An 8,080-nucleotide genomic window follows, 5' to 3' on the forward strand; every position below is an offset into this window, starting at 1 on the left:
GTTACGGCATCGGTTTCAAACCTTCCCAACGGACATCCCATGTTCCGTCCTGCGGGAAGCCCGGGTTCTTCACCTGGCAGCCATCCCAACCGGCACACATTAATGCTACGGCAGTCAGCAAGCCTCCATTACCGGGTAGGTAACAGCGCAGACGACCATCCTGGTAGTTATGTCCGTTCTGCAAATACGTATTCGTGCGCTTATCCATCAGCAGGGCGCCGACAGCTTTTTCCGGCTCGCCCAGACGAGTGGCATTCATGGCAGTCATCGGATAATCCCATCCCCAGGTCTTACCCCAGTTCCAGTTGTCCCACACCCAGTGCAGGGTATTCTTCATGTAGTCGTCACGAATGAGTTTATTCATCGGAAGGATACCTACAGACCCCAATACAGCCATGTGATCGCTGGTAAAACGAATATCTTTGTATGTATCAACAGCATCTTCAGAAGCAAGGTAAAGATGATCCTCATTATAGGCAAGCGGAGAAAGTTTATCAATCATCTCATCCCACTCCAAATTACGCTTCTCTCCGGCACGCTCGCGCCACTTCTGCGCAGTCTGCATGGCAAAGTGCCAGTAAGACAATTCGAAAGGCGGGTTGATGGTAGTAGCTGCACGCAGCGTCTCTTGTGCAGGAATAGCTCCCTTCAGAATGAAACGTCCGTGAAACTCATCATAAGTTGCAAAAGCATACATGAACTCGGCAGTTTCCTGCACCAGACGATTGTACTTCTTAATCACTTCATCCGAAGGATTGGCACGGTAGACAAGTTCTGCCAGATAGATAAAGTGCGGTTGTTGCCAGATCAGGAAAGAACCTACATTTGAGGGAGCTTCCGTACCACTGGGATCGGTCATTTTCATCCAGCGTACGCCGGGAAACCCTTGACGACGTGCTATTTCACGAGCAACAGGCTCTACAGTTTCGTACCAGCCCAGTGTACGGTCCAGCAGATTGGCATGTCCCCAAAGAGGTTGCCATGCCTGATGCCACCAAATCATTTCGAGATGGAATTTACCAAACCAGGAGTTATAAGTCAAACCTGTTTCCTGCGGAGGTACACTTCCAGCCGATTGGATAGCAAGCAGATACTGACTCAACAACACGCGACGTTCCAATTCTTTGGCACGCGGATCCGTGCAATGAGAGAAATCAACGGCAGCACCATTCTTCCAGAAATCCGTCCAGTATGTAGCACTGGCGGCAGCGGTTTCGGTGAAAGCGGGCAATGCTTTGTCATCGGCATAGACAACAGGTTCACTTTCGAATACGGTTCCCTGAAAATTCGGTGTAAACAGGCAGGAAAAGGCCAGCATATCTTCTTCAGGAGTCAGTACGAAATAGTTCTTTGACTTCTCAGCCAGATTCGCCTTGCCTTCCCAACGGAGGGTTACGTAATAAGTTGTTTCGTCAAGTACACGCTTCAACAAAGCACTTTGAGCATCCTGGCGAACGATAGTTGTGGAATGTTTGTCGTTCGCATTCCAATTGCAGGCATCATCGGCATGTCCGCCTGTAGGATAAGGAAAACGCAGATTAACCCCCGCATGCGCACGACTGGTAACACAAGCAGAAATCATATCCTGGTTAGGATGGCAGACTGTCTGCACATCGAAAGCATTGCCATTCAACATGAAGTGGCTGGTGATTTCACCTTTCCACATATTCAGTGTCTGCTGAATCTCAGTAATATCAGAAGCTTTCACTCCCTCGCCCAGTTCGAGGCCTATAATGCCCAGATGTAGGCGATGCGGATTCACACGAAACCAATCGGAAGATTCTTTCTGACGGCCCGGTTCCTTGAACTGGCAGGCATAGAGTTCTTCGTGACCACGACCGAAGTCAAATGATTTCAGTGTTTCCTCATGCTTATATCCTTTAGGATTGGCAAATGAATGCCAGCCCCATTGGCTCTGTGTGCCCAAGGGTACACCTTTACTATACATGGCCGGAAATGTCTGCAAACCGGTAGCATCTACCGTGAACGCAAATTCACCGTTGCCGACACTAAGCGAAGCCAACGAATCGAATGAGGATACTTGGGGATTGTTACGGGCCACCAATGCTTCACGGTCTATCGGAGCTTGTTTCTCCGAACCACAAGCCGTCAGCACGAAAGCGGCGAGAAGGGAATGAAATACTTTTTTCATGGTATTCTTTATAACAGATAGTTAGATTAATAGCTGGGACAAAAATAGCAGTTCCCGGTAAAGCAGGCGGTGCAGGGTTTGACGGAAATGATAAGGAAAATGATAATTTAGCGGCGATAGAATTTAAGATACTTCCGCGTAACAATTCTATCACCGCTAAATTATCATTTATCTGAAATCAAACATCAAATTCAATCTCAATCCCTCATCCCCCTTCTTGATACGGATTATTCCCGGTTGGCTCTGTGGTCCGTGCTGACTAATAGGTTTGAAGCAACGGATAGCAGGAATATCGAGCAGGAAGGAAACATCTCCGGCAGGGAAGTCGGGCATGGTGTTCAGGCCATCCTGACGTCCGTGAGGTTCTTCGGGGGTAAATACTCGCAGGAATATCCCGTCACTCGCCGCATAAACCGTAAATGGAGCGGTAGAACTTTGCAAAGTTGCCCAGTAAAGATTAGCATGATAGCCCTTGAACTCCGGATAAACCAGACGTTCGGTACTTTCACCGGTGATTGTATTATTATAATCTTTCTGCCAGACACCATAATTTGCCCCCGGAATACGATTCTTCCATACACGATATGGACCGCGTCCCATCCAACGCATACCGGAACACTCGGACTCAGGATAAGAGAAAGTAAGGCCAAGATTCAGCACTTCCGTGTCCGTGAAAGCATCGTCGAAGCCACCACCACCGGAAGCTCGGTTCAGCAACACAGCATCCATCGAGAGCAATCCGTCCGGCGCCAGACGCCAAACAATAGAGTCCGCCGCACCACGATAACGGGCACAAAGAACCGCATCTCCATTTTCCGTACGAGCAGACAGATCAGCCAACACCATCTTCATCCCAACAGCAACAGGACCATCTTTCAGCGGGATGATTCGTCCGTCAGCATTCCTCGTCACAGAAATGATAGTGGCATCACTCTTTCGGAAAGAGACAGTGACGGCAGAAGAACGCAACGTAATCAGAGTATCTGTTTCCTCAACACGGCAATTACTTGCAGCCGCACTTTGCGAACCGGACGGATGAGCATCTGCCCTCTTCGGCTGTAACTCACCTTTCAGATAGTCTTTCGCGTAATGTATCGGGAATGTACGTGTACAGACACTCTCGCCATCTGCTCCATAAGCTTCAAGTTCCAGAATATCTCCGTTGAAGAAATTATCCGGCAGATTCATGCGTGCAAACCCCGTTTCTCCGGGAACCAATGACGGTAACTGCACCATTCCACTGTCCAGCACCTGACGCCATGCCCGTGCACCTCCGTCAGCTACTGTCACAACTTCCCCTTCTCCATCACCATTCAGTGGTGACGTGCAATGAAGCACGCGCCAGCGCATGGCGCATGCACCCAGGTTTGTAAACAGATATCTGTTCGATACCCGGAAATCCCCACGGAACGAAGGAGTAATCATCAACGGTTCTATATGTATTGGCGACCAGACTTCACGAACTGAATAATAACTGCCCTCTTTTTCCCGGAAAGGCCCCAGAATACCATCCGGTGCATTATAATCTTCACTGTCCAGTGCCCCGCCGCGATCCGAACGACGCACTGCCTCATCACTATATGCCCACATGAAACCTCCGGCAAAGAGCGGATGAGCGGTGTAGCGTGCCCAGAAATCTTCCAGTCCGGCACCATGTCCCTGGTCGTACTGGCCGTGCATGAACTCGGCAGGCATAAAGACTTTATAGCCATTGGTGAAACGGGCCACTCCTGTGAGATAAGCGGGATAGTGATGGGTATCCAGTTCGTCAAAGTCCGCCCAGGGATGGATGACATGACGTTTCTGGGGATCGTATGTACGGAACAGGCTGTCGACGGCAGTATTCCATCCGCCTTCGTTGCCATTGCTCCACAACACGATACACGGATGGTTTACATCGCGCGTCAGCATTTCGCGAACAAGCCGGGTACCCGTCGGGGTATCGTAAGCATCCTGCCAGCCTGCCAGTTCATCAATATAAAGCAAGCCCAACGAGTCGCAGGCATCCAGGAAATGCTCATCAGGCGGATAATGGGAACGGACAGCGTTCATATTCATTTCTTTGATGAGCTTCACGTCCTGTATGCTAAGTTCTTTATTCGTGGTTCGTCCACCATCGGGATGGAAAGAGTGGCGGTTGATTCCCTTCATAACCAGCTTCGTACCGTTCAGGTAGAGCCCGTCGCGGGGACGGAAATCAATGGTGCGAAAACCGATGCGGGTATCCACAAAGTGACGTGGATTCGTATTCTTATCACACAAATACACTCTAAGTTGATAAAGGTTGGGAGATTCCGGAGTCCACGGGCAAATATCTTCCCAACGGCTTGTGGAGTGCAACGTAGATGCGCCTTCCTTAAATTGAACAAATACGACTGTCGTTTCTTCGAACAATGTATCCTTTTTCTGCAAAGGTTCTACCTCTATTCCCAGGTACCCTTCCTCAGTAACCCCTTTCAAATACACATCCAGTTTCAGTGTGCCATCCGCCTGCGCGTCCACAGCCAGACGCTCTATATGTGTTGCCGGTTTTGCTTCCAGCCATACCGGGCGGTATATTCCACCGAACAGCCACCAGTCCGCTTTACGTTCGGCGGCATTTACTGTACGGTTGTCGGAATGTTTCTTCACCCGTACTTCTATTTGGTTGGAATTTCCGTATTTCAGCAATTCCGTTACGTCATAAGAGAAGCGATAGAAACCGCCCTGATGCACCGGTCCCGCCGATTGCCCGTTGACTAAAACCTCGGTATCGGTCATTACACCGTCAAACCAGAGACGTATGTTCTGTCCCTGCCAGTTGCGGGGTACGCGGAAAGAACGTTTGTATGTGCCTTCTTCCATCGAAGGGTTCTTCACGCCCGGCTTTTTATACCAGCGGCCGTAGGTGTATTCGCCGAAGCCTTGCAATTCCCATTGCGAGGGGACTTCTATTTTACTCCAGCGTCCACTGTTCCGGCCTTCGGAGACGCGGAATTGCCAGGTCACCGTGTTGTCCAGCCCGGTGCCGGAAAGATATTGGCGTTCTGTTTCCTGGGCTTGTACAACCCAAGTGGTCAGTAAGAAAAGGATGGTTCCGAGAAAGTGCTTTCTGCTCATAGTATTTGGCTTTATTATTCGATTTTACAAAGAAAGACATTCTCAGGCAAACAGGAAATAAACAGAATGATTTTCTAGCTGTACAAAATGACAGGAAGAGAACGACTAACCATTTAGACTCTTGTGCCCACCAATAAAAAATATAACTTAGTTTTTTCCCTACGTCCTTACTTCATCCACTTTACCAGTACTTGAATTACTCTTATTGTAAAGTATAACCAAGTTATATGGGGGTATGTCACACTGATAAGTATAACCACTCTCGTTGAATGTTTTAGTAGTGGTATAATAATTCGTCTGTGCATGCAAATATGACACATAGAATAAGATACAAATAGAAACAATTAAAGTTCTTATTAGCAAATTCATACGCACAGACGATTATTAATTAAATGACTTACTATTTAGGTTCTTGCGCCCACCAATAAAAGATATAATTCAATTTCTTTCCCACGGTAGTCGGAGTATACCAAATATTTTTTTTGATTTCGGTTTCAATCTTGCGATAAACAGAAACAGGAATGGTGGCAAAAGGATCGGATTTGTGAAATTCAAAGCTTACTTCATCCACTTTACCAGTACTTGAATTTATGTACATAATTATATTGAAATCATGTCCTTTTATCCTTTGCTTCTCACTGGCTGAAAATGCGGAATTAACAATAGAAAAACGTTTTGAACGTGTCCAAGTGTCGCTTTCAAGTAATTTAATACCATCACCAGCCTCATCTTGCACAAAATTTTTGCCTGTATCCTTATAAATAGAATGAACATAGATCCATTTATTACTCTTATTGTAAAGTGTAACCAAGTTATATGGGGGTATGTCACACTGATAAGTATAGCCACTCTCGTTGAATGTTTTAGTAGTGGTATAATAATATGTCTGAGCATGCAAATATGCCACATAGAATAAAATACAGATAGAAACAATTAAAGTTTTCATAAGCAAATTTATATGTACAGACGAATTATTTAAACTAACCACTACTTAGGCTCTTGCGCCCACCAATAAAAGATATAATTCAATTTCTTTCCCACGGTAGTCGGAGTGTACCAGATATTTTCCTTTATTTCGGTTTCAATCCTACGATAAACAGAAACGGGAATAGTGGCGTAAGGTCTAAAATTTGGAAACTCAAAGCTTACTTCATCAACTTTACCAGTACCTGAATTTATATACATTATTATAGTAAAGTCATGCCCCTTTATTCTCTGTTTCTCACTAGCAGAGAATGCGGAATTGACAATAGAAAAACGTTTAGAACGTGTCCAAGTGTCACTTTCAAGCAGCTTAATGCCATCACCGGCTTCATCTTGCACAAAACTTTTACCTGTATCTTTATAGACCGGATAAATATTTATCCATTTATTGCTCTTATTATAAAGTGAAACAAATCTAGAAGCAGCTACATCGCACTGATAAGTGTAACCGTTCTCATTAAATGTCTTGGTAGTGGTATAATAATTCGTCTGTGCATGCAAATATGTTACACAAAACAGCATGCTAATAATAATAGTTTTCACCTAATTATCGTATATTTACAAGCGTTTCAAAGCACTTAATTTTTCCTACCACTGAAGCATCTCCCTCTTTAATTATCCTAATAGATAATTTAGTTGTTACAACTATACTTTTTGCATTCAACCACTTTTCTTTATTCTTTAGAGTAATGCCAAAACATTTTTCTTCATTTGGATTCATCCAACTCATAGAACGATATTTCTTTAAAGTATCTGCTTTTTCATCATATTCCCACATCAAAAACATCGCGTCATCAGAAAAAGGACTTTGCGGGCTTTCCCTAATGTAAATAATACTACCATCAAACTCATTCGTGCCAATACGACCATTAAATAGTCCAAATGATTTGCTGCTACTTTCGTTTTTTACTTTTATAAGTAAAAACTGTTTCTCTTTTAAATAAGACACATCCACCTTTAATTCATTTTGAGATAAACACAAAGTAGAAAATGTGAACGAAATTAATATGCAAATAATATATTTCATAATCTATAATTTATTTATATTCTTCTATTGCTATTTTATATTTTTGTTGATGTAACCACAACCCATACTCTCTTTCAATGCTATATGAATCCGTAACATTTTTAACTGTTTCAATTTCATTTGTATAGGCATTAATATCATTTAAATAATACTCCGGAGGCAAAGTAGTAGCAACCATAAGTTCTGTATATTTAATATATTCATCCAAACTCGTTCCACTAGAGTGTGAGGAGTTGTATTCTTCTATATGTAATGCTCTTAAATAATTCATCAAATTATCAGGAGGAGTATCAAAATATCTTATACTATTTAAATTTTGCAACTTAGAATCCCAATCTGTTTCACTATTTACATCGTTGCGTATATGATAGATTTCATGATAGATGTTAGAGCAAATATTATTATCATCCCAAAACATGTGTTTTTCATATTCTGATTTCATTTATTTTGTCGGAACAAAGGTAGAACATTATTTACAGACAAATATGCCCTTACAAAATTGAGACGCAAGCATCAAATTCACAACCACCTATCTATCAATCAATTAATATTTTACAAACAGAAATAAATACTCTTTTTATAATAATTATTACTCTAAATTCTATAGTTCAGCATCACTTTTGTAAAACCATAAGAAAACACAACTCTCATTAGCATACAGCTATTCGGTTGTTTTTTCACTTGCAAGCTACACTAAATGCAGATACTTTGCATTACGGAAAAGTAATGAATTTGCTCACCACAGATTAACACAGATTCTCACAGAGTTTAATTAATTAAAAATCAGAGAAATAAAATTCTGTGGAAATCTGTGTTAA

General features: G+C 43.4%; 7 protein-coding genes. All 7 read right to left on the reverse strand.

Annotation, left to right across the window (positions count from 1 at the left end; all coding sequences use genetic code 11):
- Position 1: 1 nt before the first annotated feature.
- A complete protein-coding gene (locus BACCELL_RS05160) occupies positions 2–2,152 on the reverse strand; it encodes a hypothetical protein (protein ID WP_007210532.1) in 2,151 nt (716 codons plus the stop codon).
- A 168-nt stretch (positions 2,153–2,320) separates the two neighbouring features.
- Positions 2,321–5,251, reverse strand: coding sequence for a glycoside hydrolase family 2 protein (locus BACCELL_RS05165; RefSeq protein ID WP_007210533.1), 2,931 nt, complete (start codon positions 5,249–5,251; stop codon positions 2,321–2,323).
- Between the two features lie 159 nt (positions 5,252–5,410).
- Positions 5,411–5,620, reverse strand: coding sequence for a DUF5043 domain-containing protein (locus tag BACCELL_RS26460; protein ID WP_226810777.1), 210 nt, complete (start codon positions 5,618–5,620; stop codon positions 5,411–5,413).
- A 31-nt stretch (positions 5,621–5,651) separates the two neighbouring features.
- The gene (locus BACCELL_RS05170) at positions 5,652–6,197 is read right to left on the reverse strand and encodes a DUF5043 domain-containing protein (protein WP_007210534.1); all 546 of its coding nucleotides are present in this window, start codon (positions 6,195–6,197) and stop codon (positions 5,652–5,654) included.
- Positions 6,198–6,238: 41 nt separating this feature from the next.
- Positions 6,239–6,757: a DUF5043 domain-containing protein gene (locus BACCELL_RS05175; protein ID WP_007210535.1), complete on the reverse strand. Its 519-nt coding sequence runs from the start codon at positions 6,755–6,757 to the stop codon at positions 6,239–6,241.
- A 25-nt stretch (positions 6,758–6,782) separates the two neighbouring features.
- On the reverse strand, positions 6,783–7,262 hold the full coding sequence (locus BACCELL_RS05180; RefSeq protein WP_007210536.1) for a hypothetical protein: 480 nt from the start codon (positions 7,260–7,262) through the stop codon (positions 6,783–6,785).
- Between the two features lie 10 nt (positions 7,263–7,272).
- On the reverse strand, positions 7,273–7,704 hold the full coding sequence (locus BACCELL_RS05185; RefSeq protein WP_007210537.1) for a hypothetical protein: 432 nt from the start codon (positions 7,702–7,704) through the stop codon (positions 7,273–7,275).
- Positions 7,705–8,080 lie beyond the last annotated feature (376 nt).

The organism is Bacteroides cellulosilyticus DSM 14838 (assembly GCF_000158035.1).
Taxonomy (GTDB): domain Bacteria; phylum Bacteroidota; class Bacteroidia; order Bacteroidales; family Bacteroidaceae; genus Bacteroides; species Bacteroides cellulosilyticus.